We start from the raw sequence: 26,681 nt of genomic DNA, 5'->3' as shown, positions 1-26,681 counted from the left end.
ATTACAGTGAACATTAACACTGTTTATAGTGAACATTCTACTGGCTATAGTGAATAAAGTGCTGATTACAGTGAATACTTTACTGATTATAGTGAACTCGATCACCTTCTCAGCCCTTGTCCTGTGCGGCCTGCGACGATCCGGGATCTCTTAGGATCTCTTTTAGATCTCTCTATGATCTTTCTTTAAGATCTAATCACTGTATAACTGAATAACTCTTGAAGAAATCCCGCTCTCAGCCCGTTTTCAGCCGCAACCGCCGATAACCCAGCGGATCATCACATTCAGGATCCTAACATTAGCCGCCTTCACGCTGCGTACCCGTCTGTTCATTCCTGGAGAAGAACTTCCTCAGTAATATTCATTTTTCATCAATGTTCCAGCGGCGTAAGGTGATCCCCATTGACACCACAAACTTACGAAGAAGGCACCTATGACTGACAACGTAATCTCACGTAACCCCACCAGCGGCGAAATTCTGGCTACCTATCCCTTACAGACACCCGCTGAGCTGGAAGCGGCACTTCACCAGAGCGCACAGGCATTCAGCGCCTGGCGCACCACGCACATCGATCAACGCGTTCTGGTTCTGCGTCAGCTGTCTGAACAGATCCGCCAGCGTCAGGATGAACTGGCGAAGATGGCAACGCTGGAGATGGGTAAACCTATTGCCCAGGCGCGTGCAGAAGTGCTGAAGTGCGCCAACCTGTGTGACTGGTACGCAGAACAAGGCCCGGCAATGCTGGCTGACAAACCCACGCTGGTGGAAAATCAGCAGGCATGGCAGGCGTTTCGCCCACTTGGCGTCATCCTGGCGGTTATGCCATGGAACTTCCCCTACTGGCAGGTTCTGCGCGGCGCAGTCAGCATGTTGCTGGCCGGGAACACTTACCTGCTGAAACACGCACCGAGCGTAATGGGTTGTGCCAACCTGATGACCAGCCTGTTTGATGCTACCGATCTGCCGAAAGGAGCATTCACGGTGATCAACGTCGATAACGACGGTGTTTCTGCGGCAATTAAAGATCCCCGCATTGCTGCGGTTGCCGTAACCGGCAGCGTTCGTGCCGGTGGGGCCATTGCCGCTCAGGCAGGTGCCGTGCTGAAGAAAACCGTACTGGAACTCGGCGGTGCCGATCCCTTTATCGTCCTTGCCGATGCGGATCTGGACGCAGCAGTGGCCTCAGCGGTCACAGGACGCTACCAGAACACCGGACAGGTATGCATGGCTGCCAAGCGCTTCATTATCGAAGAAAGCGTCGCAGAAGCGTTTGAGGCGCGTTTTAGCGCAGCGGTGCAGGCACTGAAAATCGGAGACCCGCTGGAGGAAACCACCTACATCGGACCGATGGCGCGTTATGACCTGCGTGATGAGCTGGATCGTCAGGTGCAGCAAACCCTTGCAGAAGGTGCGCGCCTGGTACTTGGCGGACATAAGATCGATGGCGTAGGTAACTACTATGCTCCAACGATCCTGGCGGATGTCACAGCAGAAATGACCGCATTCCAGCAGGAGATCTTCGGACCGGTCGCTGCGATCACCGTGGCACGCGACGCACAACATGCGCTGGAACTGGCGAATAACAGCGAATTTGGTCTCAGCGCCACCGTCTGGAGCAGCAATGAAGCGCTGGCGAATGAACTGGCTGACAAGCTGGAAACCGGCGCGGTGTTTATCAACGGTAACGGTGCGTCCGATCCGCGCGTGGCGATTGGTGGCGTGAAGAAAAGCGGTTACGGTCGTGAGCTATCCAGCTTTGGCGTTTACGAATTCTGTAATATCCAGACGGTCTGGAAAAACCGCCGCTAACTATGCCGGGGCGCGTGCTGCAACGCGCCCCAACTTCTCAACCCGCGATTGAAGTCCTGAGTCTGCTGATTACAGTGAACAAACAGTAACGTCGCAGAATCGCTACAGCGTCTTAATCATCTCATGCCACGCCATACCGCCGTGATCGGACTCAGAGGGTTTGATGTAGTCAAATCCAAACTTGCGATACAGATCGATGTGCTGGGTTTTGCACATCAGATGAATAGTTTGCTTACCCAATGCCTGCATCTCTTCGATAAACGTGTTCATCAGCAAGGCTGCATAGCCCTTACCCTGCCACGCCGGGTCTACCACCACCGACATAATCACCACATTCGGTGCCGCGGCATCATGTCCGATCAACTCCTTAAATTCTTCGTCGGACATCACCACATCCCACGCGCAACCTGAATTAATAAAGCCGATCGGCTGGTTATCCACTTCCAGCAGCAGAAAGCCCTGCGGGTAGCTGGCGATGCGCGTGGCAATTTTTTCATGCGTCGCGGCCTCATCACCTTCATAGGCACTGATTTCAATGTCAAAGCAGCGATCAACATCATCGGGGCGAGGGCGACGGAAAAGCGGTTGGGACATGGGTACTCCTGAAGAAAGGGAAAAAGCGCGGGTAGGGTAGCGGTATTTACCGGAGGGATAAAGTTAAGGATCAAAAATGCCCGTCACGACAACGGGCAGGGAAACATCAATCAGCGCTCGTCAAACGGCACGCCGCCTTTAGATTTGTTCTGCAACGGCGTTTCGACAATCGAAACCACAACCGAATGTGCATCAATTTCAAAAGAATCTGATACCGCAGTGGTAACGGCTTTCAGCAGTTTCTTTTTCTGCTCTGTAGTGCGGCCTTCCGCGGCATACACAACAACTTCTGGCATAACGTCTTCTCCTGTAAGGCTAAATTAATCAATTCTGCATGTCAGAGATACGCCGAAAGGAAAAACTTAACGTGGCCATACGTGCGGTTACGCTTATACGTCATCGTGTTCAAACCATTCCGGCAGCGGATCTGGCAGCTTTACCCAGCTGGCCGGACCCGCAGCCATCTCGGCGGGCGTCAGCAGCGCGTGATCCAGGGCATCGCGCACCTGATCTTCATCCATCTCAATGCCGATAAACACCAGTTCCTGGCGGGCATCGCCAATGCCTTCCTGCCAGTGCCGGGCGATAAATGCCAGCGACTCCTCGTCCTGTGGCCAGCGCGTCCGCGGAATGCTGGCCCACCAGTGACCGGCATAGCCCTGACGCGCGACTGCACCGGCCTGCGACCACATCGCCGCATATTCCGGGCGGCTGGCCAGCCAGAAATAGCCTTTTGAGCGGATCACGCCGTCCAGCTGGTGGTTGACGACCTGCCAGAAACGCTGCGGATGGAAAGGACGACGCGCGCGATAGACGAAACTGCGGATGCCATACTCCTCGGTTTCCGGCTGGTGCTCGCCGCGTAGCTCCTGAAGCCAGCCTGGCGCCTGTGCCGCTGCGTCGAAATCAAAGCGGCCGGTCTCCAGCACTTCGCCCAGCGGCACCTGACCGAATTGCGAGAAAACAATGTGCGCGCGCGGATTAAGCGAACGCAGCATGGCGTAAAGGGTTTGCTGATCGTCTGCGTTAATCAGATCGGTTTTGTTTACTACCAGCACATCGCAGAATTCGATCTGATCCACCAGCAAATCGACGACCGAACGTGCATCGGCTGCACCCAGCGATTCTCCTCGCGCCTGAAGGGAATCCGTGGAGCGATAATCGTGTAAAAAGTTGAAGCCATCGACCACCGTAACCATGGTATCGAGCCGGGCAAAGCGCGACAGACTCTGGCCATCTTCATCTTCAAAAGTGAAAGTTTCTGCCACCGGCAGCGGTTCGGAAATGCCGGTAGACTCGATCACCAGTTGGTCGAAACGTCCTTCCTGCGCCAGTCGTCTGACTTCCAGCAACAGGTCCTCGCGCAGGGTGCAGCAAATGCAGCCATTGCTCATTTCCACCAGCTTTTCATCGGTACGCGACAGCTCCGCGCCGCCATCGCGTACCAGCGCGGCATCGATATTCACTTCTGACATATCATTGACGATGACCGCCACGCGGCGGCCTTCGCGGTTATTGAGGATATGGTTGAGCAGGGTGGTTTTTCCGGCGCCGAGAAAACCGGAAAGCACGGTAACGGGGAGACGGGAATCTGAAACGAGCGGCATAGCATGACCTCTGGATCGCGAATTAATATTGTTACGTTATAACGTAACAATAAAAACCCAGCAATGACAAGGGTGATCTTTTGCGGCTGGCGTCAGCGCAGGCCCCACCAGGCGCCAGACGCCGGCAGGATATGAGCCTGTAAGGCTTCCAGCGCGCTGTCGTAGTCATTGTTGCGCAGGGCGCTAACGATGATGACGTGCTGATCCCAGGAGCGATGCATATGTTCATCGTTGCTGCCGAGGAAGTTACGGATGGTCGCCATGCGCGAGGAGATTAAGCTGTACGCCTGTTCCAGATAGGGGTTCTGACACCAGTTGAACAATGCCTGATGGAACAGGTTATCGAGCCGAATATACTCAACGCTGGAACCGCTCTTGATGCAGAGTTCCATGCTGTCGAGGATCGCGGAAATCTCCTGCACCAGCTGCTTCGGGTTGTTTTTAAGCGCCAGCGCCAGCGCTTTGGATTCGATATAAAAGCGAAATTCCAGCAGATCGTTGAACTCCGAATCGTTAAGACTGAACACGAAGGTGCCACTTTTCGGTTTGATCTGTACCAGTCCTTCGCTTTGCAGGCGACGTAAGGCATCACGCACCGGGGCTTTACTGGCCGCTAAGCGGGTGGTGAGGACGGCTTCTGAAAGCTTACTCCCCATTGGCAGAGAGCCATTAACGATCAGGTCCCTGATTCGCCTGTACACCACATCTTTCAGAAGAACCTGCGCCATAGTTTTGCTGTCTGCTCCACAACGTATTGGAGGAGTAGATATACCAGAAATGCAGGCATTCGGACATGGAGGAAATCCTGCTTTGGGAGTGCTGGACCCGGCGATGCGGCCTTGCGCTGTAAGGCCTGTTAACGCTTAGCCATTTGTCGGACATCGCTGTCGGGGAGTCGTCCAGCGGCGGCTAATTCGGGACCAAAATGGGCCACCAGCACCGAAAAGGTCGCTTCCGCTTTGATGCGATAAAGCTCCTCTGACGGATGTATGCAATCGGGAGACAGCAATGACTGCCAGTTTTTCATTTTGAGGATGCGTTGATACTGGTGAACCAGCGGCACCGATTCGGTACGTGCCAGATCATCAAGTTTGGTGACATAAGGGGCGATATGCCACTTCTCTGCGCCACCGCAAATAGGATGAGGCTCCTGTAAAATCACTTCTTTCCCTTCCTGACGCGCGATGTTCACTAATTGTGCCATAACAGTAGTGTATTTATCCGGGCTGACACGATAATCCGGCTCAATATCCTGAAAATGATAATGTCGTGCATCATTCGTCGCGAAATTAAGCAGGATGATTTTGGCCGGGGATTTTTTCATTTCCTCACGCCAGCTTTTATTGTTTTTATAAAAGTATTTGCCATTCAAAAGATCCATAGCCTGAGATGACGAGGCGCCTTTATTCACCACTTTGATTCCATCCCCATATTTTTCTTTGAGGAATTGGCCGATAAGACCTATCTCATTATTCTTTATGAAAATCGGGTGGATTTTGCCATTTTCCTTCACCGCCATTGCGCCCTGGGTGCTGGAGCCACCGTACGCTTCGATAATAAATTTATTACTGGTGCTGTCAGGTGCAGAAATAGCTGGGCTTATTATTGTTACTGATGAAAAAAGAATACTGGTCCGTAGCAACGTTTGTTTCATGACCGATTCCTGCCTTATGCCAATCCAGGGGGAGTGTTTTTTGCTTAGGTGCATATATCCCTTCCACATTAACAGTACGAATCTTGTGATATCAACTCAAAAGATCTTTTTTGGCACTAAAATGATCAAAAACGAATATTATTTAATTTAATTGATAATAATCATATAGATATAGATATTGTTAATTTATTAATGGGACTAAATGATCCTATTTTTGCTCTTTTTGTGATTTGTTGTCGTCAGGAAGGCATAACGTTATCTTTACATTTAATATAAAATCATGACAAATCGAAATCCTGATGGATGGCTTGTTTTAGTATTAACTGGAACAGTAAGTTAACCGCTTTTCATTGTATTTGCTTGCTTAATTATCACGTCAGCACATTTTTCTTTTGATATATGCATAAAATGATTTTTCTTTGCCATGTTAAGAGCGCTGGATAGTTTAAATATGGGGCGGATGGCTATTTTCTTAATTGTTTATAAACGGAATGTAAACAAGAAAGTGTGATGCTAGCATCCTTTTTAATCAGTCCCTCTCCATGTAATAACTCATCTCTTAAGGTGTGAAGATGAATACGCAATCATTTTTATCTGGCCGAAATGTCGGTCTCGATCTGCTGCGCGCTGGATTAATTCTTGAGGGCGTGCTGCTACATGCATCAAGGAGTCTGCCAGGGGAAAATGGCTGGTATTATGTTGCGCAACGCGATCCCTCCGAATTATTTACCGCCTTTATCAGCATGTTTCACACCTTCAGGATGGAAGTGTTTTTCTTTCTTTCGGGTATGTTTTCCGCGTTGATTGTATTACGTAAAGGGCAAAAATACTTTCTGGAAAACCGGCGCAGCCGGGTGCTGACGCCGCTTATTTCATCCTATTTATTTATTCCGCCTTTAATGTATTTGATTGCGTGGAAAATGAATGGCACACCGTTATCCCTGAATGGCTGGTTACACAGTTATTTGATGATGCATCATCTGTGGTTTCTGGTGTCGCTGGCTGTTTTGTCGATGGTGGTTCCAGGGGGATTCTATCAATGGGTAGCCCGCCAGTTCGGCAGGTTATCGCTACCCTGGCTGCTGGTAACGCTTATCGTGCTGGGTAACGTCTGCTTTTCCCTGAAGTTTCTGGTCAAAGGGCAGGGGGAATTTATCGAACTGATCCCCATCACCCTGCGTTTCCTGGTTTACTACGCCGCCGGATATGCCTTGTATGTCAACAGAGAGAAGATCGCCACCTATGCCCATTCCCGGATACTCAATAAGTGGTTGATTGCCGCCATTGCGCTCATTACGTGGCTGGGATTTTATGTTGTCGCTCATCACCATATCGCCGGGTCGATCAAGTATCTGCCGGTGATTGCCGGGAGCGTACTGTCGGTGCTGCTTTCCTACTGGCTGGTATTTACCTTCGAAGGTATGCAGATAAAAGAGAACCGTCTGCTGACGGGGATCGTGGATTCCGCACTGATCATCTACCTGCTGCATTATCCGGTCGTCATTACCTTTTCCTGGCTTATTGATGCCTGGCTGCCGATGAATCTGTCGATCATTTATGTCTTGATCAACTGCGCCATTGGTATTTCGGTCAGTACCCTGTGCTATTTACTGATTAAACGCTTCAGCTTTGCCTCAAAAATGTTTGGGCTAAAACCGAAGGCGAAAAAAGTTGTGCTGCCGCTGGAAGCGAGGATGTGATTTTAAATCAAGGCTGAATCCAGATACGGCAGATGTCGTATCTGGATAGACTTTCTGCGATCAATTTTGCTCTGAAAGCTGCACCGCGAGGGTATTGGCTTCCAGCGCTTCGAACAGATGTGGTTCATCGGCGGGATAGCAAATGTAGTCACCGGGGCCAAGTATCACCGGTGCATCGCTCGGGCCGACCAGCGCGCGACCCTGGGCGATAATCACATGCTCCACGGAACCCGGCGGATGCGGCTTCGAGGCGCGCGGTGCACCGGGTTGGCTGGTGATCAGATACAGATCGCGCCGACCACCCGGCGGGCAGCTGGCGAGCAGCGCAGCCTGATAATCGGCCAGCTCGGCAGAAACCACCATCCCTTCGCCCTTACGGATCACCTGCAACCGCTTCACTTCCGGCTCCATCAGGCGCGCAAACGGAATGTTCAATGCGACACACAGCGACCACAACGTTTCGAGACTGGGATTACCACTGCCCGCTTCCAGTTGTGAAAGGGTAGATTTGGCGATCCCGGCGCGACGCGCCACTTCCGTCAGCGAAAGCCCGGCGCGCTGGCGCTCACGCACTAATCCGGCGGCAATAATGTCAATCGGCGGGGTCACAGCTACTCCTGTTCGATATAGCGAACGAATGTTCATCTTGTAAAACAATTTCGGGGCGTTCATTATAACGTCTTTCTTGTTCGATATGAGATGAAATTGTTATGCGTCTGGGTGCAGTGCCTCTGGATAAAGGGGTGATAAAAGCGATTTTCCTCGTCTGTCTCGCCGACGGTATCGTCGGACTTTCTTATGGTTCGCTGGCGGCAGCGGACGGTTTTCCACTGTGGGTGCCAATCGCACTCTCCACGCTGGTACTGGCGGGAGCATCGGAATTTCTCTTTATCGGCATTGTTGCCGGTGGCGGTAGCCCGTTGACCGCCGCCGCGGCCGGTTTGCTGGTCAATGCACGCCATCTGCCTTTTGGTATCGCGGTGAAAGATTTGGTAGGGCAGGGTGGCCGGGCGCTGTTTGGCTGTCACATCATGAATGATGAAAGCGTGGTATTTGGCATTTCGCAGCCGAAGCTGGCGCAGCGTCGCGTGGCATACTGGATTTGTGGCCTGGGCATTTTCGCCATCTGGCCGCTAAGCGTGATCAGCGGTGCGGTGATTGGCCGTTTTATCCCGGATGTTTCCGCCATTGGTCTGGACGCGGTGTTTCCCGCGATTCTGATTGCGCTGATTTTCCCGGCGCTGCGCCAGCGCCGCACGCGCATCCCGGCGTCGCTGGGCGCGCTGCTCTCCGTGCTTGCCACGCCATTTGTGCCCGCCGGAATGCCGGTGCTGTTTTCGTTATTGGGTTTGCTCAGCTGGCGGGAGCGTAAATAATGGAAAATGGCTTACTGATTGCGGGTATCGCGCTGCTGGCCACCGGTACTTACCTGATTCGCTTTGCCGGGTTTCGTCTCGGCAGCCGGATGCAGATGTCTGAACGCGCGCGCAGCATGTTGTCCGATGCCGCCACCGTGCTGCTGCTGGCGGTGGCGGTGACTACCGCGCTGTTCGAAGGCACGCACTTTTCCGGTGTCGCGCGAGTGGCGGGCGTGCTGTTTGCGGTATTTCTTGCGTGGCGCAAAGCGCCGCTGATTGTGGTGATCATCGGGGCCGCATTGATGACGGCTATCCTGCGTTACCTCGGCGTGCCCTGATCGCGCCACTGATGCGCGCGTAACTCATAAACCAGGCTGGCGGGTGCGCCGGGAATGTCCTCAACCCGGTCATAACAGCGCAAACCCGCCTTCTCCAGCACCTGCTGTGAAGCGAGATGATCTTCACGCACCGCCGCATCAATCACCTGAAGCTGACAGTGATCAAACGCGTAAGCAATCACCGTGCGGGCAAATTCGGTGGCATAGCCTTTGCCCCATGCGTCCTTTGCCAGCCGGTAGCCGAGGTTGTTCACGGGTTTGCCGACAAACTCCCTGACGGATAAGCCACCAAAACCCAGCACCTCTTCCGGTCGCTCACGCAGACAAATTGCCCAGTTGCCAAAAGGATATGATTGCCAGTGCGCCAGCCAGCGTGTTAACACTTCTTCGGCGAATAGCAAATCGGGAAAAGGCCCGGCTGGGTTAAACATGTTAGTGCTGGCATCGCCATAGATGGCGAACAGGGTGTGCAGATCCCGTGGTTCAACCGGGCGCATAAACAGTCGCGATGAAAACAGTTGCATATGAATAACCGGGCTTTTTCCTGACAGGGGTTTTAATGATTTTTAGCACAGATGCCGCATAAAGGAGAAATCATGACACCGCGTTTAGCTCGCTCCGATGAAACCGCCGCCCTGTGGCGCATTCGCAACCTTGCCATTCGCGACGGTTGCCAGTCGGTGTATTCCGCTGAAGTGATTGCCGCCTGGACGCCGGATGCCTTGCCCTCTGGCTACTTTGAAGCGGTAAAAGGCAACCCGTTCTTTGTGGTTGACGACCCTGAACACGGCGTGGCTGCCACCGGTTTTCTTGATATTACCAGCGGCAGCGTCGAAGCCATTTTTACCCTGCCCGAGTGCACCGGCAAAGGCTACGCCAGTGCGATTATGCAGGCGATTGTCGATGAAGCACGCCAGCGGGGATTCACCCAACTGACACTGGCAGCGACGCCGAACGCCTTTAGTTTTTACCAGCGCCATGGTTTCAGCGTGGTGCGTGAAAGCCTGTATCATTCGGCGCTGGCGAATGCCGCGCTACCCTGTGTGGAAATGGTTCGCACGCTTTAAGACTATGATTATCGGAGGCCTGCGGAACAAGGACATGTACAACATGATGATTAACTGCGTGGTATATCGCCACGGTGAGCGAGAAGAAAAGGTCGAGATTGCCGACATCAGCGAAGTGCTGAAAGAGGGAGATGCGTTTGTCTGGCTGGGTCTGTATCAGCCCGATGCCAAATTTATGCAAACCCTGCAACAGGAATTCAGCCTGCACGAGTTGGCGATTGAGGATGCGCTGGTAGCGCACCAGCGACCGAAAATCGAGCAATACGGCGATTCCGTGTTTGTGGTGGTGAAAAGCGCGCATCTTGACGACAGCCAACGGATAACTTTCGGCGAAACCCATTTTTTCCTCGGTAAAAATTTCCTGATTACCGTACGCCACGGCTCAACCGACGGCTATGCGGCGATCCGTACGCGAGCCGAGAAAAATAAGGCGATGATGAGCGAAGGGCCCGCCTGGGCGATGTACTGCATTCTTGACTGTATCGTGGATAACTACAGCAAAATCACCGTCAGCCTCAGTAAGCGCATCAGCGATATGGAAGACCAGATGTTCACCACCCGTTTCCATCGCGATACGCTGGAGCAGGTTTATCATCTGCGTCGTGAGCTGTTGTCGCTGCGCAACGCGGCGATGCCGGTGACGGAGATTTGTCCGCAGCTGGTCCGCTTCCATGAGAATCTCGTGCCGAAAAACCTGCGTGCTTATCTGCGTGATGTGCAGGACCACGCACACCATGTGATGATTGATGCCGAGGATATGCGTGAAATGCTGACCAGCGCGATGCAGGTCAATCTGGCGCTGGTCTCGGTGCAGCAAAGCGAGGTGAATAAAAAGCTGGCGGGCTGGGGCGCCATCCTGATTGTGCCCACCATTATTTTCAGCATGTATGGGATGAACTTTGCCGATATGCCGGAGCTGCATACCCACTTTGGCTATCCGGTGGTGGTGCTGGTGACGCTAATCTTCTGTGGCTTGTTATGGTGGCGACTGAAAAAGTCAGGCTGGCTGTAAGCACGCGCGGAAACCCGAGAAGAAGAGAAGCCCCTGGCCCCAATCGCGCACTGGGTTAAGGGTGTCGAAGCAGGAAGATAAAGCCCCGGTATCGGGGCTTTAATTTTGAAAAATTGCCATCCCTTTTTTCTCAATCAGCTCAAGGATTGCGAGGGCTGCACCTTTCGGTTCCGCTACACCACGCTCCCATTTCTGAATGCTGTTGGCAGAAAGGTACATGTGTTTTGCCAGCTGGCTTTGACTCAGATGTTCACGAGAGCGAAGCGCACGAATACGTTCGCCAGTCATTGCAACCTGATTTGCTTCTCTGCTGGCCTCAGCAAGAATTGCGTCAGCCTCTGCCATATCCTCATCAGAAGCAGTGCCAAGTTCGTGTTGACGTTTCATTAGCGCGTGCATTTTGAGAATACGCTTATCAATCATCTTTCTTCTCCGTTTCGGATGGTGGCAACTCAATATAGACTTTATTTTTAAGATCAAGGCTGAGTTGCTTCTCTGTCTTAGCTTTAAATGTTCTGGACTGTAATCTGTAGAAGTTAAGAACGTTGGGAGGGATTTCAGGCCCGCTTTTGGGAACATCCTTTTTCTCCCATCCATCAAGGAAATAGATCTTATCTCCTTGATGATAGACGACAATCGTTCTTGCTCCTCCACGGGAGCCAGCCTGAAGTGCAATGCGCTTTTTGTACACACCACCACCAAGCGAACCCTCTTTAGGATCTGCCAGTAACTCATCAGCAATTTGACGTAACTGACCATCAGTAATGCCGGTTTTTTTCCTATCCTTGTTATAGCTCCATTCCACAAAAAGTCTTAGGTGCTTGTCCATTCGCTAATCTCATCCCTACTGTGGTAAATATTACTATAGGACCATTGGTATTTTCTCTCAAGTACATTGATTAGTCAGATGCATTTTTCCGCAAACAAGTCCATGATAAGTCTATAAATCCCAACAGGAAGCGATCATGGCACTCTCCACCCCATTCAATATTGGTCTGCTGCTTTTCCCCAACCTGACTCAGCTCGATCTCACCGGCCCCTGGGAAGTGTTTGCCCGTATGCCGGGCGTCAGTAATTACCTGATCTGGAAAGACCGGCAGCCGGTGATGTCCGACCGTGGGTTAGCCATCGTGCCAACCACCACCTTTGCCGATTGCCCGCCGCTGGATCTGATTTGCATCCCCGGCGGGCCGGGACAGATTGCGCTGATGGAGGATGATGAAACGCTGGATTTTATCCGGCGCATGGCGGAGCAGGCGCAGTGGGTCACCTCGGTATGCACGGGTTCGCTGGTGCTGGGCGCGGCGGGCTTATTGCAGGGATATCGTGCCACGTCGCACTGGGGTTCACTCGATCAGCTGAGTTTATTCGGCGCGCTGCCGCAGCAGGAGCGCGTGGTGCGCGATCGTAACCGCATCACCGGCGCGGGGGTGACCTCCGGCATCGATTTCGCGCTCACGGTGGCGGAAGAGTTGTTGGGTCGTGCCACGGCAGAGAATATCCAGTTGCAGATGGAGTACGATCCCGCGCCGCCGTTGAACAGCGGCTCACCGCGCAGCGCGTCGCCGGAGCGGCTGGCGCAGGCGCAGCAGCAGATGGCGGCGTTTGTCGCCCACCGCCGTGCGGCGAGCGAAAAGGCGGCGCAGCGCCTGAAGGATTAAACCAGCTGGCCCAGCTCCAGCTTCAGGCAGCGGTCGGCGAGATGGAAATAGCGGTCATCATGGGTGATCACCAGCACCGTTTTGCCGCGCGCTTTTAACGCGGGAAGCAGCTGGTGATAAAACAAATCGCGAAACGCCGGGTCCTGGTCAGCGGCCCATTCATCAAACAGGTAGAACGGGCGATCCTCCAGCCATGCCACCAGCAGCGCCAGCCGCTTGCGCTGCCCGGTGGAAAGCGCCAGCGTCGAGAATGCGCCGTTTTGCAGCGTGACGTTATTACTCAGCTGCAATGCCTCCAGCAACTGCTGCGCCTCTTCATCCCAGCGCGCGGCGTCAATCCCCTGCAAATCGTCAAACAGGTGAAAATCATTGAACACCGCCGAAAACAGCTGACGATAGCGTGCGCGGTTGTCATCGTTAATGATGGTGCCATCCAGCAGGATCGTGCCGTCATCCGGCTGATATAACCCGGTAATCAGCCGCGCCAGCGTGGTTTTACCGCTGCCGTTGCCGCCGGTGAGATACACCAGCTCGCCGGGAGTCAGTTGCAGCGAAACCGGCCCAAGCTGGAAGGCGTCGTGGTGATAGCGCAGGTCGCGCAGTGCCAGCGTCTGGAACGCCTGCGGCGGTGCGTCGAACCGCGTTGGCTCTGGCGGCAGCTGTTGTTGCATCGCATGAATACGCTTCAGCGCTACCTGGGTCAGGGTGATGCCGGGCAGGGAGGAGAGGGCGTTCTCAATCGGCACGATCATATAAAGAAACACCATGGCAAAACCGGAGAGCACCGCTCCGCGCAGATCCAACACTCGCGTCAGCAAAAACATCACCACACCGATAAACACGAAGAAAAACACGCTGGCCCAGATATTCGCCAGCGCATACAACACATAACCGCGCGTGCGTTCCACGCGCACCTTCTCGATGGTGGCAAACAATCTGTTATGCAGAAACGCGTGCTTGCGCGGGGCGTGCAGGCGCAGCTCTTTAGCGCCGCTGAATAATGCGCTGACGTCCCCGGTAAGGGTCTCTTCCCGCTGGCGCGACTGACGCATCAGCTGTAACGCGCGGCGATGAACCCAGCTATAGCCGAGCGAGCCGATCAGCACGGTAACGATGGCTATCCCCATCACCGCCAGCGACAGATAGCCGAGGTAGGCCAGACAGCCGACAATCACCGCCAGCGACATCACCAAACCGGGTAATGCGACAAAAAACACCACCACCTGATCGAGATCCTGCGTCAGGATACTGAGGGCGCGGGGCATACCGTGCTGTTCAAGATCGGCGTAGCGCGCATCCGCCACCTGCTGCACCAGCATCCGTCGCAACCGGGCTTTGCTGCGCTGGCCCATCGCCATAAACAGCGACTGGCTCAGGGTGCGCGTTGCGAGCATCAGCAGTGCCAGCAGGCCAAATTGCCAGGCCAGTTGCAGGCGCTGGGCGTCGCTGGCGTTCAGCCCCTGGTTAATCAGCGCCAGCAGCGCGGCATTGCTTAACCCTCCCGCCACGCTACAGCCAAGGGCGAGAAAAAATAGCGCACCGGTCGTGCGCAGCAGCATCAGGTAAATCGCCACCTCATCTCCTATGAGTTTGTACTGTTCAGCGGACGCCACAGCAACAGCGCCAGCCACGGGCCACCGATAAGCGTGGCCATCAATCCGGCCGGAATTTGTCGTGGATAAAGCAGATTGCTGCCCGCCCAGTCGGCCAGCAGCATCAACACGGCGGCGATCAGCACCGCCAGCGCCAGCTGGCCGAGCGGCCGACGGGCGCCCAGCTGCCGCGCCAGTTGCGGACCGAGCAGGCCGATAAACGAGAGCGGGCCAACGATCAGCGTGGCGACGCCGGTCATCGCTGCCGCCAGCACCATCAGCAGCAGGCGCGCCTGTGTGACGTTGAGGCCGAGCGACGGTGAGATCTGGCTGAGCGGCAGCAACAGCAATGCGCGGCGGAGCAAAGGCGTGATGGCCAGCAGCAAGAGCGCCAGCACCAGCGCCATACCCGCGGTGCGGGCGTTCACGTAATAAGTCGAACCGGTCATCAGCTGGCGCAGCATCGACGCCGCCATACCGTTGTTGCTCATCACCACTGCCGCGACCGACTGGAACAACGCGGTGATCGCCAGGCCGCTCAGCAACATGCGCTGCGGATTGAGGGCATAGTGGCGCGCCTGCCAGAGGGTAAGCCCCAGCGTCAGCAGCGCGCCAATGGCGCTGCTCGCCAGCATCAGCGGTATGCCGCCCAGCGGCCACAGCAGCAACTGCACGGTGATGCCGAGCGAAGCGCCCGCGCCAATGCCGAGCAGCTCCGGGCTGGCCATCGGGTTACGGCTGACGCGCTGGATAATCACCCCCGCCGCCGCCAGCAGCGCCCCGGCAGACAGCGCCGCCAGCAGACGCGGCAGGCGGAACGGCAGCAGCGCCCGTAGCTCAGCGGGAGAACTCCAGTGCCAGCCGTGAATACCGCGCCCGAAATCGAGCGCCACTGCCAGCATCAGCAGGAACAGCGCGATCACCGGCAACAGCGCGTAACGACGGGCAGGGAAGGGCGACTGCGGCGGTTCGCTGACATCAGGCTGGAACAGATGACGCAGACGCGGCAAAAACCACAGCAGCAGCGGGCCACCGGCCAGCGCGGTCATCATGCCGGTGGGTAGCAGCAAACCGCCGATGCCGCTCAGACGGCTGACGCCCTGATCGGTCAGCCACAGCAGTCCGGCGGCCAGCAACGGCGACCAGGTGAGTTTCTGACGCAGCGTTTTCGCGCCTGCCAGCATGGCAAGATGCGGCGCGGCGAGACCAACAAAACCAATCACGCCGACCACGCTGATCACCAGGCTACTGATCACCAGCGCCGACAGCAGCGCAATGCCGCGCACCAGCCCGGCGGGCAGACCAATCGAACGCGTGACACGTTCATCCAGCGCCAGCAGGCGCAATGGACGCAGGATCAGCAGCACCGGCAGCGCCGCGATGACCACGCGCGGCAGCAGCCACCACAGCGGCTGGTCATTTTCCTGGGTCAGCGATCCGCCGCCCCAGATAAACACCGCCGCCAGCGAGCGGTCATAGACGATCGACAACAGCAGGTTAACGGCACCGCAATAGAGGTTGACCAGCATCCCGGCCAGCGTCAGCGCCAGCGGGGTGAATCCCTGGCGGAAGCTCAGCAGAAACACCCCGGCAAATGCCAGCAGCGCACCGGCCAGCGCCACCCATTCGCGATCGGCCATCAGCCATGCCGGGCCAGCCAGTGCGGCCAGCGACAGCGACAGCGTGGCACCGGAGGCAATGCCCAGCGTCATCGGCTCGGCCAGCGGATTGCGCAGTGCCTGCTGCATCACCACGCCGGTGAACCCCAGCGCGAGTCCGCACAGTAGCGCCATGCCCTGACGCGGCAGCCACATCTGACTAAAAACCTGTTGCGCGAGACTCGGTTGTGGCGTGCCGCGCAGCGCCTGCCAGATTTCCGGCCAGGTTAAGGTGTGGCTGAGCTGCATCAGGCTGAGGATCAGCGCCAGCGCGAACAGCAGAAAACTGAGCCAGCCGGGATGGGGTGATTTCATGCCTGCGCCTCCTGCATCGCGCTGACCAGCGCTTCGGCAAACCGAACGGCGGTTAGCACGCCGCCATCATTGGATAAACCATCCGGCAGCGGCAGCAGGCGGTGACCGCCGCGTGTCAGCGTATGCCACAGCGGCGAGTTGATCACCGGGCGGAGATCCACCTCCGGCCAGGATGGCAGCAGGACCAGCCAGCCAGGCGGCATCTGCGCCAGCTGTTCCAGCGTCAGCGTCGCCATGCCCTGCGGTCCGACGGCAAACGGCGTGCGGCGATCAAGGCCCAGCAGCGCCAGCATGTCATTGAACAAACTGCCCTGGCCCAGCGCCAGCACATGCAGCGTATCCAGCGGATGCAGCAGATAAATCGGGCGTGGCTGGCAATGCACGGCCTGCTGCTGCGCGCGGGCCAGCCGTGCCAGCAGGCTTTGCATCACCCGATCGGCGCGCGCGGCATCGCCTGCCAGCTGCGCCAGCGCGTGCAGGTTCTGCTGCGCTTCCTGCCAGGGTCGCGGGCCATAAATCGGGAAGTAATGCAGGGGAGCAATGCGCGACAGCTGAGCTTCAGCCATGCGGTGTCCCGGCGTTACCAGCAACGCGCTGGGATGGAGTTCGTACAGGGTTTCATAATTGGGTTGAAACAACAGGCCGACATCGGTGACCGGTTGCGGCAGCGGCGGCTGGTGGATCAGACGGCGATACCAGTCCGGAGCTGCCACGCCAACCGGCGTGACGCCGAGCAGCAACGCCATCTCGGTCAATCCCCAGTCCAGGATCACCCAGCGTGGCGCACTGGCGGCCAGCAGCGGAGAAGAAAACAGGGCAGCGCCTGCCAGCGCGCCCTGTAACAGTTGCCGACGGCTTATTACCACTGATAACTCACCGTGGCGACCAGCTGACGACGCACACCGAAGTGGCAACCGAGATCGTTACAATTGCTGATGTACTGCTTGTCGGTCAGGTTTTGCAGGTTCAGACCCAGCATCCACTCCTGCCAGCGATAGCGCGCCATCGCGTCATACACCAGCGCCGCCGGGACTTTCAGCGCGTTGTCGGTAGTGGCATAGCTGGTGCCGACATAGCGTGCGCCACCGCCCACGGTGATACCGTCCAGCACGCCCGGCAAGGCGTATTCGGTCCACAGGCTGGCGGTGTGGCGGGCAATCGCGACCGGCTGTTTGCCTTCCGTATCGTCATTGGCCGAGATAACTTTCGGGTCGGTCAGCGCATAAGAGGCGTTCACCAGCCAGCGCGAGGTAATATTGGCTTTCGCATCCAGCTCGAGGCCCTGCGAACGGATTTCGCCGGTCTGCACCGAGTAGTTGGCGTGGTCAGGATCGGCGGTCAGAACATTTGTCTGACGCAGATCGTACAGGGCCGCGCTGAACAAGGCGTTAAAGCCATTCGGCTGATACTTGATGCCCACTTCTTTCTGTTTGCCTTTGGTCGGCGTGAACGGGTTGCCGCCGTACGAGGTGCCCGATTGCGGCTGGAACGAGGTGCCGTAGCTGATGTAAGGCGCGATGCCGTTATCAAAATGGTACATCAGTCCGGCACGCCCGGTGGTGGCGTAGTCGTTCAGTTCAGTACGGGTATCGCTGACCCAGTTCTGGGCGCGGGTTTGCGCGTTGTCATAACGACCGCCGAGATTCAGGATCCAGTTGTTCCACTTCATGCTGTCCTGCAAATAGACACCGAGCTGGGTCATGAACGAACGACTGTGATAATCAATCGACGGCGATTCAACGGGCGTACTGTAATCCGGGTTGAGATAGCTGATATCGGACGCCGTGCCGTAGCCGCTGTTCTGCCGCAGATCGTCATGGACAAAATCCACCCCGACCGTCAGCGCATGGTTTACCGGGCCGGTATCCAGATTGCCTTGCAGGTTGGTATCAACATCGAAGGCTTTGAACGATTCGATAACGCGCATACTGTCGCGACTGATGGTTGCGGAGCCGTCGTTAAGGGTGCCTGTGGGATAAACCATCTGATAATCGCTGCTGGTGTGCAGGTAGCGCAGATTCTGGTGCACGCTCCACACCTCATCGAACTTATGCATAAAGTCATAGCCGATGCTGGCCTGATCGCGGCGATAGTAATCAAAGCCGGGCTGACCGCCGTAGAAACTATCGCGGAAATTGCCCTGCTTCAGCGGGATCAGGCTGCCTTCCAGCGGTATCTGGTTGTAGAAACCGGCATAGGGATCTTTGCGGAACTGGCCGAGCAGCGTCAGACGCGTATTGTCGTCAGGTTGCCAGGTCAGGGCAGGGGCGATGTCGTAATGTTTGTATTTGGTGTAATCGACCTGCGTATCGCTGCGTGACCAGGTGCCGGTAATGCGGCCCAGCCAATGCTCGTCGTTATCCAGTGCGCCAGAGAGATCCAGCCCGGCTTCAAACAGATTATGATTGCCGGTGCTGACAAAAATCTGATGGATCGGTTCGGCAGTCGGACGTTTGCTTACCAGGTTAACCACGCCGCCAGGGCTGGCCTGACCGAACACCACCGAGTCCGGGCCTTTAACCACTTCCAGACGATCGAGCAGGAAAGTATCGAAATTCGGACGCGACCAGTAGGTCACGGTCGGCAGGCGCAGGCCATCGAGGAATTCATCGGCAGCAAAACCGCGAATATAGATATCGTCAAAACGGTAATCCACGCCGCCGCCTTCTGCCGCCACACCGCTGTTGTAGCGCAACGCCTGGCTGACATTCAGTGCTGCCTGAGACGCCATTTGTGCCTGGGTGATCACCGCGATGCTTTGTGGCGTTTCGATCAGCGGACGGCTGCTTTTGGTGGCAGAATCAGCTTTTTTCGCCACCTGGTTCCAGCTGTCAGCATCCCCGTCATCACTATCGACGTTATTGGCGGTGACCGTCAGCGTGCTGTTGTGCGTATTATTATCGGCGGCCCAGCCTGACGCGCTGCTGAGCAGGATCAGCAGCATTGCGCTTAAGGGTTTGCGCCGGAAAGTGCGATGACAAAACATTTATTTCCCCGATGTAGTCCAATACCATCAAATAGTGATACAAATGATAATCATTACTATTTTATTTCATAGCGCCTCGCTGGCCGTTTTGCGTGATGGGGAAACTGAATGACGCTAAGCGGACAGCAATCGGCAATCTGACAGGATCGGAAGAGATGGTATTGAATAAACCACCTTTAACAGATGCCACCCCGACGTTACCGTTGCTGGCTACGCGGGAAATGCATTATCCCGCCGGGCGCGAGGAGCGCTGGCACGCGCATGAAGTGGCGCAGCTGGTGTTGTGCCTGCAAGGCGTGATGCGGGTGCAGACATCCAGCGCCTCCTGGACGCTGACGCCGGGCAGGGCGCTGTGGTTGCCGGGCACTTTACCACACGCATTAACCGCGCTGAGCGATATCCGCAGCCAGAGCTTATATCTGGAGCCGGTGCTGGCGCGCGCCTTCTGGCCGGACGCACATGCCATGATGATCTCGCCGTTATTGCAGGCATTGATGCAGACGCTGGTGGAGATTGAGCAACAGCAACCGGTGGATACGGCGCGTGTTGCGCTGGTCACGCCGCTGCTGCTGGATGAAATTCGCCGCGCCCCCGATGGGACGGTATGCGTATTGCCGCTGCCGGGCGATCGCCGTCTGATGAACATCTGTCAGCAACTGCTGAAAAGTCCGGCCAGCAGCGACACGCTGGAGGAGTGGGGCAGCCGCGTCGGGGCCAGTTCCCGCACCCTGGCACGGCTGTTCCGCGATCAAACCGGTATCACCTTTACCCAGTGGCGGCAGCAGCTGCGGTTATCGGAAGCGCTGGTGCAGCTGGCGCAGGGTCAGCCGGTGCTGCGCATTGCCAGCCAGCTCGGCTATCAAAGCCCCAGCGCTTTTATCTCAATGTTTCGCCGTCTGCTGGGCGATACGCCGCAGCGGTTTTTACGAATTTCAGGCTGAAATCGCCAGCCTGGGAACCATCAGTGCCCGCTGGCGCTGGGGCGTTCGCTGGTTTCGTTGCTATCCGCTTCGCCAGGCGGAACAGCTGGCGCGGCGGCGGCAAATGCACTGAATCACACGCTATGCGTTACGCCGCCATCAACGCGAATATTCTGTGCGGTGATATAGGCGGCACCCGGCGAGGCGAGAAAAGCGATGGTCGCTGCCACTTCTGCTGCTGTGCCGTAGCGTTTGAGCGGCACGCTGGCGCGGCGCTCGTCAGTGCCCGGCAGGCTATCGATCCAGCCCGGCAGCACGTTATTGATGCGGATGTTATCGGCGGCGTAGGTATCGGCGAAAATTTTGCAGAAAGAGGCCAGACCTGCACGGAACACCGCCGACGTCGGGAACATATCGGTGGGTTCAAAGGTCCAGGCGGAGGAGATGTTGATAATGCTGCCACCCCCTTGCTGCTGCATAATCGGCGTCACCAGGCGGGCGGCGCGGATCACGTTCAGTAAATAGGTTTCCATGCCACGCTGCCAGTCGTCATCGCTCAGTTGCAGAATCTGCGCCCGCGGACCGTGGCCCGCACTGTTTACCAGCACGTCAATACGTCCCCAGCGCGCCAGAGTGCGATCCACCAGGGTTTGCAGATCGGCCACCGACTGATTCGAGCCGGTCACCCCCAATCCACCCAGGCGTTCGGCCAGGGCTTCACCTTTGCCCGATGAGGAGAGGATCGCCACCCTGAAACCGTCGGCAGCCAGCTTTTCCGCTGCCGCTGCACCCATACCGCTGCCACCGGCGACAACGACTGCCACTTTTTCTACTGCCATAATCCTGTTTCCTTATGCAACTTAACACGACAGATGCCAGTATAATGCGCAAATCCGCAGGCAGAGAGTCAGTCTGCTTCGCATCTGACGATAGGAAAACTACTGGATGAGCAATGGATTTCACGATTTGCCGCCGCTCAATGCCCTGCGGGTGTTTGAAGCGGTGACGCGCCATCTGAATTTTCGTCTTGCCGCGGAAGAACTTGGCGTGACCCAGGGCGCGGTGGCGCAACAGATACGCGGGCTGGAGACGAGTCTCGGACTGAAGCTGTTTGAACGTCATCCCCGCACCCTGGCGCTGAGCGGTGCCGGACGCGGCTATGCGGCCAGCATCCGCCAGGCCTTTGAATTGATCGATCAGGCAACGCGCACGCTGCGTCCGGAGCCGGATCATCTGACGCTCAGCGTCACTCCGACGTTCGCCAGCCGCTGGATGTTACCGCGCCTGCCGGCATTCACCCGCGCCTGGCCCGATATTGATTTACGGGTGCTGGCGTCGGAACGGCTGGTACAGTTTCATCAGGAAGGGGTCGATCTGGCGGTGCGTTATGGTCGGCCGCCGTTTGGCGCCGGGCTGGACGCCACGCTGCTGTTTAATCAGTCGGCCATCGCGGTGGTCAGCCCGTCGTTGCTGGCGCAGCTCGGCGATCCGATCCGCGCTGAACATTGCCTGCGCTACGCGTTGTTGCATGATGGGCACCATCTGTGGCCCGCGTTCCTGGCGCAGCAGTTTCCCGGCCAGACGCTTCATCATCCGCACCATTTGCGTTTTAACCAGACCGCGCTGGCGCTGGAGGCGGCGATTAGCGGGCAGGGGATTGCGCTCACCAGCCCGCATTTTATAGTGAATGATATGGCCAGCGGCAGGCTGGTGCCGGCGTTTGCGCAATCGCTGGAGGTGGACGCTGGCTGGTATCTGGTGGCGCCAAAACGTCCGCGCCAGAACGCGCCGGTTAATGCGGTCCGCGACTGGCTGCTGGCGCAAATCCAGCCAAATCCCCAGAGCCAGCGGTAGCAAAAAAACGCGGGATTTTTTGTTCAGTAACAAAATCAGAAACACTGATAATTTCGATCGGATCATGAATGTTATGACTGGTTCATTCCCGGCATACGGTCATTTATCCTGTTTTCGCAGGGGATTAGCAAAATATCACGAAAATTCAGCAAGTAACCGCAGGGATTGCGCGTTGCATTCTGCCAGGGGCTGTGAATAAATACAGAGACTTTCTTCATAAAAATGCCATAAAGGCCGGGCGTCAGCCTGAAAAAGATCACCGCAAACATGACAGACCATAAAGCCATTTTGGCCAGGGAAATCAGTGCCAAAAGCGAAAGCCTTGAAGCTCACCTCATCGCCATCCGCCGTGACATCCACGCTCACCCTGAACTGGGTTTCGACACTCTCCGCACCGCCAGCCTTGTTGAACAGGAACTGCTGTCGCTGGGCCTGACGCCTAAAACGGGCGTAGGGAAAACCGGGGTGATGGTTGATATCGTTGGCGCGCATCCGGGAAAAACCGTGCTGCTGCGCGCCGATATGGATGCGTTGCCGATTCATGAACAAACCGGATTGCCGTTCAGCAGCCAGTATCCCGGCAAGATGCACGCCTGCGGCCACGATATCCATACCGCAACGATGCTCGGCGTAGCGGCGATCCTGCCGCAATACCGTGACCAGCTGCATGGCACCGTACGCCTGATTTTCCAGCCTGCCGAAGAGACGCCGGAAAGCGGGGCGGAAGCGATGATTGCCGATGGGGCCGCCGATGGCGTTGACCTGGCCATCACCCTGCACAACAAACCGGAACTGGCGGCCGGAGAAATCGGTCTGACGCGCGGCGCCAGCACCGCCTCCAGCGATGAGTTCGATCTGGTGGTGCACGGCACCTCGACCCACGCGGCGCGCCCGCATATGGGTACTGATCCGATCATCGCCGCGGTGCATCTGATCACTCAGCTGCAAACCATTATTTCCCGGGAACTGGACCCAGCCAACTCGGCGGTGCTGACCATTGGTCACATTCAGGGCGGCACGACGCACAACATCATTCCCGACAGCTGTCTGATTCAGGGCACGGTACGCGCCAAATCACCGGCGACGCGCGCGCATATCGAGACGGCGTTTAAACGTATCTGCGCGGGAGTGGCGCTGGCGCTGAACACGCGCATTGAGGTCAATTATCAGCGCGGCGTACCGCCGTTGATGAATGATGATGCGTTGATTGATGATCTGGAGGCCATCCTCTCGCATCAGTTTGGCAAGGCGATTGTGGCTAAACCGAGTTCCAGTTTCGGCGCCGAGGATTTCTCGCTGTTTACCGAACGCGCACCAGGTTGCCAGATTCATATCGGCTCCGGCGCCCCCGGACGCGACGACCATTTGCACAACTCGGATTATCAGCCCGATGAGCGCAGTATTCAGGCCGGCACTCAGGCGTTAGCCCGTTTAGCCATCGATTTACTCTCCAACAAACAATAACGAACACTGAGGTTTTATGATGATGCGTAAAGGGCTTTTCACCGCTTCTGTTGGCATGCTGCTGCTTGCCTCTTCTGCTCTGGTACAGGCTAAAGATTTCGGCACCCTGAAGTTCGCCACCGAGGCGGCTTATCCTCCGTTCAACCAGTCCACGCCGAGCGGCAAAATTGTGGGTTACGAGCCGGATATGGTGGCGGAGCTGGCAAAACGCGTCGGTTTCAAATACGAGCTGGTGGCGCAGAAATGGTCAGGCATGATCCCAGGCCTGGTGGATGGCAAATATGATGCGGTGGTGGATGCCGTTACCGTTACGCCGAAGCGTGAAGAAGTGGTGGATTTCACCCATCAGTACACCGTCAGCGTTTCTGGCTTTGTTACCCTGAAGGGCAGTGCGCTGGATACCCTGCCGGGCAACAACGAAGTGGTGCAGTCCAGCGATGACGCGGGTATGACCAAAGCCATTGACGCGCTGAAAGCGAAGTTCAAGGGCAAAACCATTGCTGTGCAGGTTGCCACTATTCAGGCTGACTTCCTGAACAAATATCTGGCTGATGTGGCGACCATCCGTACCTATCAGGGCGGCCCGGAAACCTTCGCTGACCTGCTGAACGGTCGCGTGGATGCGGTTATGGCGTCACGTACCAACCTGAATGCTTACGTGAAGAAACACACCGACACCGTGAACAGCACCGGTTACGGCTTTGTCGGCGGCGTGCTGGGCCAGGGTTCAGCGATTGCGCTGCGCAAAAACAATCCTGAGCTGAAAGCGGCGCTGGATGCGGCTCTGGTTTCGATGATCAAAGACGGCACCCTGAAGCAGCTTTCCATCAAATGGTTCGGCGAGAACGTCGCTCCTGCGGAGTAACGCCTGACACTTATGACTATCGACTGGCAACTGTTAGGTTTTGGTGACGAAGGCTGGGGCGGCGTATTACTTAACGCCGCCACGGTCACGGTAACCGTTTCTTTATGCGCCTGGCTGCTGGGCGCTTTGCTCGGCAGCCTGCTGTGCTGGATGCAGATCGGCGGTTCGCGCTGGCAGCAACGGCTGGCGGGCGGCTACATCACGCTGTTTCGCGGCATCCCGGAACTGCTGGTGATCTACCTGTTTTACTTCGGCGGCCGCCAGGTGGTGGGCTTCGTGGGTGAAATGCTGGATTTGCCAGGGCCGTTCGATGTGAACGGCTTTGTCGCCGGAGCCATCGCCATCGGCCTGATCTCCGGCGCTTACCAAAGCGGCGTATTCCGCGGGGCCTACTACGCCATCCCGAAAGGTACGCTGGAGGCCGCGACCGTTACCGGTATGGGGCGTCTGATGTTGTTCCGCCGCATGATTGTGCCGCAGGCGCTGAAAACCGCGCTGCCCGGCATGGGCAACCAGTGGCAATCGGTGATTAAGGAGTCGGCGCTGGTGTCCGTGACCGGACTGGTGGAAACCATGAACCAGATTTCCACCGCCTCCAACTCGACGCAAATGCCGTTCTTCTTCTACAGCGTGGGTGCGGTGATTTACCTGATCATTACCACCTGTTCCGATTTTATCTTCCGCTATGTGGAAAAAGTGGCCATGCGCGGGCAACAACGCGCCCGGTTGTAAGGAGGCCTGATGGACTTTTCCTTTTTGCAGCACACGCTGGTGGCGTTGCTGCGCGGATTGCCGCTCACGCTCAATCTTGCCGTCCTGTCGCTGCTTGGCGGCGGGATACTGGCGCTGCTGCTTAACCTGCTGCGCCAGCAGCGTTACGGCAGTTATGTGGCGCGTTTTTACGTCTGGCTGTTTCGTGGTACGCCGCTGCTGATCCAGATCTTTATGATTTATTACGGACTCGGCAGTTTACCGGCAGTGCGCGAAAGCCTCTTCTGGCCGCTGCTGCGCGATCCGTACTGGTGCGGCCTGATTGCGTTGATCCTTAACGATGCGGCCTACACCTCAGAGATTCTGCGTGGCGGCCTCAACGCGGTCAGCGTGCAGTCGCTGGAGGCGGCGAAGGTGTGCGGCATGTCGCGCTTCACTACGCTGCGCCGTATTACGCTGCCGCTTGCGGTGCGTCAGGCGTTACCGGCCTACAGCAATGAAATCATCTCGATGATCAAATCCACCTCGCTGGTGAGCACCATCAGCCTGATGGAGATGACCGGCATTGCCGATTCAATCGTGTCCGAGACCTTCCGCGCGCTGGAGGTGTTTATCAGCGCGGCGATTATTTACCTGCTGCTGACCGTGCTGGTGAGCAAAGGTGTGGCGCTGCTGGAGCGCCGTTTGTCCCCTTACTATGCTGGAGCACGTTAATGAGCAAACCGACTATCGCCCTGAGCCATCTCAGAAAAATTTACGGTGGCCATGAGGTGCTGCATGACATCAGCCTGACGGCGCAGGACGGCGATGTGATTTCGCTGATTGGCGCCAGCGGCTCGGGTAAAAGTACGCTGCTGCGCTGTATCCCGTTCCTGGAAGTGCCGCAGGGCGGCGAAATTGCGGTGGGTGATGAGGTGGTGACCATCGATAACCCGCACGAAAAACTCAACCGCGAGCAGCGTCAGCGCATCAAGCTGATGCGTATGCAGCTCGGCTTTGTGTTCCAGAGCTTTAACCTGTGGCCGCATAAAACCGTGTTGCAGAACATCATCGAAGCGCCGGTGCATGTGCAGAAGCGCAGCCACAAAGAGGCGCTGGAAGAGGCGGAAGCCCTGCTGCACAAGGTGGGGCTTTATGAAAAACGCAACGCCTGGCCGTCGCAGCTTTCCGGTGGTCAGCAGCAGCGCGTCGCGATTGCCCGTGCGCTGGCGCAGCAGCCAAAAGCGATTCTGTTCGATGAACCCACGTCGGCGCTCGATCCGGAGCTGGTGGGTGAAGTGCTGCGTGTGATCCGCGGTCTGGCAGAAGAGGGACGGACCATGATCATCGTGACCCACGAGATGGGCTTTGCCCGCGATGTCTCCAATAAAGCGGTGTTTTTGCATCAGGGCAAAATCGAGGAATCCGGCTCGCCGCAGCAGGTTTTCAGCGATCCGATCTCGCCACGCTGCAAAGCGTTCGTCAGCAGCCATCTGCAACGTAATAGCACGATGTCTTAAAAGTGCCTGACCCGGC

General features: G+C 56.6%; 28 protein-coding genes. 14 read left to right on the top strand and 14 right to left on the bottom strand.

Going from position 1 to position 26,681, the window contains the following annotated elements:
- The first annotated feature begins 433 nt into the window (after window positions 1–433).
- A complete protein-coding gene (locus AC6I8V_RS23525; protein ID WP_497846236.1) occupies window positions 434–1,810 on the top strand; it encodes an aldehyde dehydrogenase family protein in 1,377 nt (458 codons plus the stop codon).
- A 102-nt stretch (window positions 1,811–1,912) separates the two neighbouring features.
- Here AC6I8V_RS23525 and AC6I8V_RS23520 read toward each other — a convergent pair whose 3' ends face one another.
- From AC6I8V_RS23520 to AC6I8V_RS23500, 5 genes are all read right to left on the bottom strand, one after another.
- On the bottom strand, window positions 1,913–2,404 hold the full coding sequence (locus AC6I8V_RS23520) for a GNAT family N-acetyltransferase (protein ID WP_497846235.1): 492 nt from the start codon (window positions 2,402–2,404) through the stop codon (window positions 1,913–1,915).
- 110 nt (window positions 2,405–2,514) lie between these two features.
- Window positions 2,515–2,700: a tautomerase family protein gene (locus AC6I8V_RS23515; RefSeq protein WP_497846234.1), complete on the bottom strand. Its 186-nt coding sequence runs from the start codon at window positions 2,698–2,700 to the stop codon at window positions 2,515–2,517.
- A gap of 93 nt (window positions 2,701–2,793) precedes the next feature.
- The gene (zigA, locus tag AC6I8V_RS23510; protein ID WP_497846233.1) at window positions 2,794–4,011 is read right to left on the bottom strand and encodes a zinc metallochaperone GTPase ZigA; all 1,218 of its coding nucleotides are present in this window, start codon (window positions 4,009–4,011) and stop codon (window positions 2,794–2,796) included.
- Window positions 4,012–4,103: 92 nt separating this feature from the next.
- A complete protein-coding gene (locus AC6I8V_RS23505) occupies window positions 4,104–4,739 on the bottom strand; it encodes a GntR family transcriptional regulator (protein ID WP_497846232.1) in 636 nt (211 codons plus the stop codon).
- A 128-nt stretch (window positions 4,740–4,867) separates the two neighbouring features.
- On the bottom strand, window positions 4,868–5,665 hold the full coding sequence (locus tag AC6I8V_RS23500) for an SGNH/GDSL hydrolase family protein (protein WP_497846231.1): 798 nt from the start codon (window positions 5,663–5,665) through the stop codon (window positions 4,868–4,870).
- A gap of 572 nt (window positions 5,666–6,237) precedes the next feature.
- Here AC6I8V_RS23500 and AC6I8V_RS23495 point away from each other — a divergent pair.
- A complete protein-coding gene (locus tag AC6I8V_RS23495; protein ID WP_497846230.1) occupies window positions 6,238–7,365 on the top strand; it encodes an acyltransferase family protein in 1,128 nt (375 codons plus the stop codon).
- 60 nt (window positions 7,366–7,425) lie between these two features.
- Here AC6I8V_RS23495 and AC6I8V_RS23490 read toward each other — a convergent pair whose 3' ends face one another.
- Window positions 7,426–7,974 carry a helix-turn-helix domain-containing protein gene (locus AC6I8V_RS23490; RefSeq protein ID WP_497846229.1) on the bottom strand — a complete coding sequence of 183 codons (549 nt, stop codon included), beginning with the start codon at window positions 7,972–7,974 and terminating at the stop codon, window positions 7,426–7,428.
- 101 nt (window positions 7,975–8,075) lie between these two features.
- On the opposite strand from AC6I8V_RS23490, the gene AC6I8V_RS23485 reads away from it, so the two are divergent.
- Both AC6I8V_RS23485 and AC6I8V_RS23480 read left to right on the top strand, forming a co-directional pair.
- Window positions 8,076–8,741 carry an AzlC family ABC transporter permease gene (locus tag AC6I8V_RS23485; protein WP_497846228.1) on the top strand — a complete coding sequence of 222 codons (666 nt, stop codon included), beginning with the start codon at window positions 8,076–8,078 and terminating at the stop codon, window positions 8,739–8,741.
- Entirely contained in the window at window positions 8,741–9,061 is a 321-nt protein-coding gene (locus tag AC6I8V_RS23480; RefSeq protein WP_497846227.1) for an AzlD domain-containing protein, read from the top strand. The genes AC6I8V_RS23485 and AC6I8V_RS23480 overlap by 1 nt, the downstream gene beginning before the upstream one ends.
- On the opposite strand, the gene AC6I8V_RS23475 is transcribed toward AC6I8V_RS23480, so the two are convergent.
- Window positions 9,043–9,585, bottom strand: a complete 543-nt coding sequence (locus tag AC6I8V_RS23475) for a GNAT family N-acetyltransferase (protein WP_497846226.1) — start codon at window positions 9,583–9,585, stop codon at window positions 9,043–9,045. The two genes, AC6I8V_RS23480 and AC6I8V_RS23475, sit on opposite strands and share 19 nt — an antisense overlap.
- Window positions 9,586–9,657: 72 nt before the next feature.
- On the opposite strand from AC6I8V_RS23475, the gene AC6I8V_RS23470 reads away from it, so the two are divergent.
- Both AC6I8V_RS23470 and corA read left to right on the top strand, forming a co-directional pair.
- On the top strand, window positions 9,658–10,128 hold the full coding sequence (locus AC6I8V_RS23470; RefSeq protein WP_497846225.1) for a GNAT family N-acetyltransferase: 471 nt from the start codon (window positions 9,658–9,660) through the stop codon (window positions 10,126–10,128).
- A gap of 43 nt (window positions 10,129–10,171) precedes the next feature.
- Entirely contained in the window at window positions 10,172–11,140 is a 969-nt protein-coding gene (gene corA, locus AC6I8V_RS23465) for a magnesium/cobalt transporter CorA (RefSeq protein ID WP_497846224.1), read from the top strand.
- A gap of 99 nt (window positions 11,141–11,239) precedes the next feature.
- Here the strand turns inward: corA and AC6I8V_RS23460 are convergent, their stop codons facing one another.
- Both AC6I8V_RS23460 and AC6I8V_RS23455 read right to left on the bottom strand, forming a co-directional pair.
- On the bottom strand, window positions 11,240–11,563 hold the full coding sequence (locus tag AC6I8V_RS23460) for a helix-turn-helix domain-containing protein (RefSeq protein WP_497846223.1): 324 nt from the start codon (window positions 11,561–11,563) through the stop codon (window positions 11,240–11,242).
- Window positions 11,556–11,969: a type II toxin-antitoxin system RelE/ParE family toxin gene (locus AC6I8V_RS23455; RefSeq protein WP_497846222.1), complete on the bottom strand. Its 414-nt coding sequence runs from the start codon at window positions 11,967–11,969 to the stop codon at window positions 11,556–11,558. The genes AC6I8V_RS23460 and AC6I8V_RS23455 overlap by 8 nt, the downstream gene beginning before the upstream one ends.
- Before the next feature lie 136 nt (window positions 11,970–12,105).
- On the opposite strand from AC6I8V_RS23455, the gene AC6I8V_RS23450 reads away from it, so the two are divergent.
- The gene (locus AC6I8V_RS23450; RefSeq protein ID WP_497846221.1) at window positions 12,106–12,801 is read left to right on the top strand and encodes a DJ-1/PfpI family protein; all 696 of its coding nucleotides are present in this window, start codon (window positions 12,106–12,108) and stop codon (window positions 12,799–12,801) included.
- Here AC6I8V_RS23450 and AC6I8V_RS23445 read toward each other — a convergent pair.
- The 4 genes from AC6I8V_RS23445 to AC6I8V_RS23430 are packed head-to-tail and all read right to left on the bottom strand — an operon-like array spanning window position 12,798 to window position 19,352.
- Window positions 12,798–14,375 (bottom strand): cyclic peptide export ABC transporter, encoded by a 1,578-nt coding sequence (locus tag AC6I8V_RS23445; protein WP_497846220.1) that lies wholly within the window; start codon window positions 14,373–14,375, stop codon window positions 12,798–12,800. The two genes, AC6I8V_RS23450 and AC6I8V_RS23445, sit on opposite strands and share 4 nt — an antisense overlap.
- Window positions 14,376–14,383: 8 nt before the next feature.
- Window positions 14,384–16,366, bottom strand: coding sequence for a Fe(3+)-hydroxamate ABC transporter permease FhuB (gene fhuB, locus AC6I8V_RS23440; RefSeq protein WP_497846219.1), 1,983 nt, complete (start codon window positions 16,364–16,366; stop codon window positions 14,384–14,386).
- Complete coding sequence (locus AC6I8V_RS23435; RefSeq protein ID WP_497846218.1) at window positions 16,363–17,232, bottom strand: ABC transporter substrate-binding protein; 870 nt, start codon at window positions 17,230–17,232, stop codon at window positions 16,363–16,365. Before AC6I8V_RS23435 ends, fhuB begins: the two co-directional genes overlap by 4 nt.
- A complete protein-coding gene (locus tag AC6I8V_RS23430) occupies window positions 17,226–19,352 on the bottom strand; it encodes a TonB-dependent siderophore receptor (protein WP_497846217.1) in 2,127 nt (708 codons plus the stop codon). Before AC6I8V_RS23430 ends, AC6I8V_RS23435 begins: the two co-directional genes overlap by 7 nt.
- Window positions 19,353–19,507: 155 nt before the next feature.
- Here AC6I8V_RS23430 and AC6I8V_RS23425 point away from each other — a divergent pair, with 155 nt between their 5' ends.
- The gene (locus AC6I8V_RS23425; protein ID WP_497846216.1) at window positions 19,508–20,293 is read left to right on the top strand and encodes an AraC family transcriptional regulator; all 786 of its coding nucleotides are present in this window, start codon (window positions 19,508–19,510) and stop codon (window positions 20,291–20,293) included.
- Between the two features lie 113 nt (window positions 20,294–20,406).
- On the opposite strand, the gene AC6I8V_RS23420 is transcribed toward AC6I8V_RS23425, so the two are convergent.
- Entirely contained in the window at window positions 20,407–21,111 is a 705-nt protein-coding gene (locus AC6I8V_RS23420) for an SDR family oxidoreductase (RefSeq protein ID WP_497846215.1), read from the bottom strand.
- A gap of 106 nt (window positions 21,112–21,217) precedes the next feature.
- Between AC6I8V_RS23420 and AC6I8V_RS23415 the strand changes: the two genes are divergently transcribed.
- From AC6I8V_RS23415 to AC6I8V_RS23390, 6 genes are all read left to right on the top strand, one after another.
- Window positions 21,218–22,126: a LysR substrate-binding domain-containing protein gene (locus AC6I8V_RS23415; protein WP_497846214.1), complete on the top strand. Its 909-nt coding sequence runs from the start codon at window positions 21,218–21,220 to the stop codon at window positions 22,124–22,126.
- A gap of 267 nt (window positions 22,127–22,393) precedes the next feature.
- Window positions 22,394–23,590: a M20 metallopeptidase family protein gene (locus tag AC6I8V_RS23410; RefSeq protein WP_497846213.1), complete on the top strand. Its 1,197-nt coding sequence runs from the start codon at window positions 22,394–22,396 to the stop codon at window positions 23,588–23,590.
- Between the two features lie 16 nt (window positions 23,591–23,606).
- On the top strand, window positions 23,607–24,455 hold the full coding sequence (locus AC6I8V_RS23405) for a transporter substrate-binding domain-containing protein (protein ID WP_497846212.1): 849 nt from the start codon (window positions 23,607–23,609) through the stop codon (window positions 24,453–24,455).
- A gap of 12 nt (window positions 24,456–24,467) precedes the next feature.
- Window positions 24,468–25,187 carry an ABC transporter permease gene (locus AC6I8V_RS23400; RefSeq protein ID WP_497846210.1) on the top strand — a complete coding sequence of 240 codons (720 nt, stop codon included), beginning with the start codon at window positions 24,468–24,470 and terminating at the stop codon, window positions 25,185–25,187.
- A gap of 9 nt (window positions 25,188–25,196) precedes the next feature.
- Window positions 25,197–25,880 carry an ABC transporter permease gene (locus AC6I8V_RS23395; protein WP_497846209.1) on the top strand — a complete coding sequence of 228 codons (684 nt, stop codon included), beginning with the start codon at window positions 25,197–25,199 and terminating at the stop codon, window positions 25,878–25,880.
- Window positions 25,880–26,665 carry an ATP-binding cassette domain-containing protein gene (locus tag AC6I8V_RS23390; protein WP_497846208.1) on the top strand — a complete coding sequence of 262 codons (786 nt, stop codon included), beginning with the start codon at window positions 25,880–25,882 and terminating at the stop codon, window positions 26,663–26,665. The genes AC6I8V_RS23395 and AC6I8V_RS23390 overlap by 1 nt, the downstream gene beginning before the upstream one ends.
- Window positions 26,666–26,681: the final 16 nt, after the last annotated feature.

The organism is Pantoea sp. X-Soil-TKNS-1207 (assembly GCF_059730485.1).
This window is presented reverse-complemented; position numbering and strand designations above follow the sequence as displayed.

What these genes read in the sequence shown, in the direction of transcription:
- AC6I8V_RS23525 (WP_497846236.1), top strand. Translation starts at nt 434, where the DNA reads ATGACTGACAACGTAATCTCACGTAACCCCACCAGCGGCGAAATTCTG.
- AC6I8V_RS23520 (WP_497846235.1), bottom strand. Translation starts at nt 2,404, where the DNA reads ATGTCCCAACCGCTTTTCCGTCGCCCTCGCCCCGATGATGTTGATCGC.
- AC6I8V_RS23515 (WP_497846234.1), bottom strand. Translation starts at nt 2,700, where the DNA reads ATGCCAGAAGTTGTTGTGTATGCCGCGGAAGGCCGCACTACAGAGCAG.
- zigA (WP_497846233.1), bottom strand. Translation starts at nt 4,011, where the DNA reads ATGCCGCTCGTTTCAGATTCCCGTCTCCCCGTTACCGTGCTTTCCGGT.
- AC6I8V_RS23505 (WP_497846232.1), bottom strand. Translation starts at nt 4,739, where the DNA reads ATGGCGCAGGTTCTTCTGAAAGATGTGGTGTACAGGCGAATCAGGGAC.
- AC6I8V_RS23500 (WP_497846231.1), bottom strand. Translation starts at nt 5,665, where the DNA reads ATGAAACAAACGTTGCTACGGACCAGTATTCTTTTTTCATCAGTAACA.
- AC6I8V_RS23495 (WP_497846230.1), top strand. Translation starts at nt 6,238, where the DNA reads ATGAATACGCAATCATTTTTATCTGGCCGAAATGTCGGTCTCGATCTG.
- AC6I8V_RS23485 (WP_497846228.1), top strand. Translation starts at nt 8,076, where the DNA reads ATGCGTCTGGGTGCAGTGCCTCTGGATAAAGGGGTGATAAAAGCGATT.
- AC6I8V_RS23480 (WP_497846227.1), top strand. Translation starts at nt 8,741, where the DNA reads ATGGAAAATGGCTTACTGATTGCGGGTATCGCGCTGCTGGCCACCGGT.
- AC6I8V_RS23475 (WP_497846226.1), bottom strand. Translation starts at nt 9,585, where the DNA reads ATGCAACTGTTTTCATCGCGACTGTTTATGCGCCCGGTTGAACCACGG.
- AC6I8V_RS23470 (WP_497846225.1), top strand. Translation starts at nt 9,658, where the DNA reads ATGACACCGCGTTTAGCTCGCTCCGATGAAACCGCCGCCCTGTGGCGC.
- corA (WP_497846224.1), top strand. Translation starts at nt 10,172, where the DNA reads ATGATGATTAACTGCGTGGTATATCGCCACGGTGAGCGAGAAGAAAAG.
- AC6I8V_RS23460 (WP_497846223.1), bottom strand. Translation starts at nt 11,563, where the DNA reads ATGATTGATAAGCGTATTCTCAAAATGCACGCGCTAATGAAACGTCAA.
- AC6I8V_RS23455 (WP_497846222.1), bottom strand. Translation starts at nt 11,969, where the DNA reads ATGGACAAGCACCTAAGACTTTTTGTGGAATGGAGCTATAACAAGGAT.
- AC6I8V_RS23450 (WP_497846221.1), top strand. Translation starts at nt 12,106, where the DNA reads ATGGCACTCTCCACCCCATTCAATATTGGTCTGCTGCTTTTCCCCAAC.
- fhuB (WP_497846219.1), bottom strand. Translation starts at nt 16,366, where the DNA reads ATGAAATCACCCCATCCCGGCTGGCTCAGTTTTCTGCTGTTCGCGCTG.
- AC6I8V_RS23430 (WP_497846217.1), bottom strand. Translation starts at nt 19,352, where the DNA reads ATGTTTTGTCATCGCACTTTCCGGCGCAAACCCTTAAGCGCAATGCTG.
- AC6I8V_RS23425 (WP_497846216.1), top strand. Translation starts at nt 19,508, where the DNA reads ATGGTATTGAATAAACCACCTTTAACAGATGCCACCCCGACGTTACCG.
- AC6I8V_RS23420 (WP_497846215.1), bottom strand. Translation starts at nt 21,111, where the DNA reads ATGGCAGTAGAAAAAGTGGCAGTCGTTGTCGCCGGTGGCAGCGGTATG.
- AC6I8V_RS23415 (WP_497846214.1), top strand. Translation starts at nt 21,218, where the DNA reads ATGAGCAATGGATTTCACGATTTGCCGCCGCTCAATGCCCTGCGGGTG.
- AC6I8V_RS23410 (WP_497846213.1), top strand. Translation starts at nt 22,394, where the DNA reads ATGACAGACCATAAAGCCATTTTGGCCAGGGAAATCAGTGCCAAAAGC.
- AC6I8V_RS23405 (WP_497846212.1), top strand. Translation starts at nt 23,607, where the DNA reads ATGATGATGCGTAAAGGGCTTTTCACCGCTTCTGTTGGCATGCTGCTG.
- AC6I8V_RS23400 (WP_497846210.1), top strand. Translation starts at nt 24,468, where the DNA reads ATGACTATCGACTGGCAACTGTTAGGTTTTGGTGACGAAGGCTGGGGC.
- AC6I8V_RS23395 (WP_497846209.1), top strand. Translation starts at nt 25,197, where the DNA reads ATGGACTTTTCCTTTTTGCAGCACACGCTGGTGGCGTTGCTGCGCGGA.
- AC6I8V_RS23390 (WP_497846208.1), top strand. Translation starts at nt 25,880, where the DNA reads ATGAGCAAACCGACTATCGCCCTGAGCCATCTCAGAAAAATTTACGGT.